We start from the raw sequence: 1,243 nt of genomic DNA, 5'->3' as shown, positions 1-1,243 counted from the left end.
GCCAGGAGCGGTCGCACGAGTCGCAAAGCCGTGCCCTCGGCCACTGGCGATTTCGGACATTCAGTCCCCCACTCATGGAGCAACACTGGACGCCATACCAGCCCAAGGAACTGAACTCGTCAAGTGATCGGACCACATCGCATAGGAGTCAGTCGGCGCGACAGACCCCGCCGCGGCTATGCACCGCTCACTAATGCTCTTTGCCGCACTAGCACTCGGATTGGCTACCTAGATGCCAGTTACCGCAATGCTCAGCAACTTCACGCATGTCGCACCCGCATGGTGAGTGCGTCCATAAGCGGTGATTGCCTTGATCAGGATCTGTCTCTCCAAAGATTGCGCTTGTATAGATGAAGAATGTCTCGCGGCTCAACAGGCTTGACCGGTTCACCCACTGCGGTGGGCCTGCTCGTTACACAACTACTTCTGCGTAACCACCAGCGGAGGTCCTCTGTCGTCCCGTACCCCGCGGAGTAATCCACCGCTTTTGCAAGCGTCTCGCCGGTATGGGCGTCAGAGATCCTTTGCTCCGAACGCCACACTGGAATCCCCTTCCAGCCAACTTGCACTGACCTGTAATCTGCGTGCAGCAGCCCCCCGAACACTGTGTAGCGATCGAAGCCGTCTGAGGTACGGACCGCTTGGCCGGCGCCCTCCTTTTCGCGGCTCGGCAATTGATTCACCAACGCCACTGCCTCCGAGTTCTTCGCCTGCCAGTCTTGGGCCTCAACATAGGCAGTGAAGCCGGCGTCTTGAGCGCAGTTGTAGCGATGTACCGCCAGCGTTGGGATGTGATTCCAGAAAACCGGCAGGTATACGGTCAAAGCCGCCAAGGCCGCGTAGCCAAAGGCTTTGCATCGAGTACAGCCGCTTGCGAGCCCCTGCCGCCATGCAAAGCGGACAGTGACAAACATCAGCCCCAAGTACAGCGCGGAGACCGCCAGTACAACTAGACCAAACATGAAGCTCACTCCGGGTTGATTGATCGGGCTGTCGGTCTGTACTGCGTGAGACGTTACTCAGAAGCAGCCGCACACTTGCCTACTTGCGCGACAAAGCCGTCGGGTCCGTGGCCTTTAGGTCGGAGGCAAGGCCACCACGATGTTCGCTGAAGTCTGGAAACAGTCGCGCATGCTGCCGGCGGTGAGCTGTCCAGTAAGCAAGTTGGTTGGTGGGTGCTGATGGCCACTTTCTCGGCCGTGCGAGCGCGGCGCACGGTAAAGGCTAAAGCTGCTAGGGGTCG

1 protein-coding gene is annotated in these 1,243 nt (G+C 59.1%); it reads right to left on the bottom strand.

The features are described from left to right. Positions 1 to 314 precede the first annotated feature (314 nt). A complete protein-coding gene (locus tag EOD73_RS17465; RefSeq protein WP_127684336.1) occupies positions 315 to 971 on the bottom strand; it encodes a hypothetical protein in 657 nt (218 codons plus the stop codon). Between the last annotated feature and the right edge of the window lie 272 nt (positions 972 to 1,243).

It is taken from the genome of Inhella crocodyli, assembly GCF_004004565.1.
Taxonomy (GTDB): Bacteria; Pseudomonadota; Gammaproteobacteria; order Burkholderiales; family Burkholderiaceae_C; genus Inhella; species Inhella crocodyli.
Note: the sequence above shows the minus strand (reverse complement) of the source record. Positions and strands in the feature narration are given on the sequence as shown.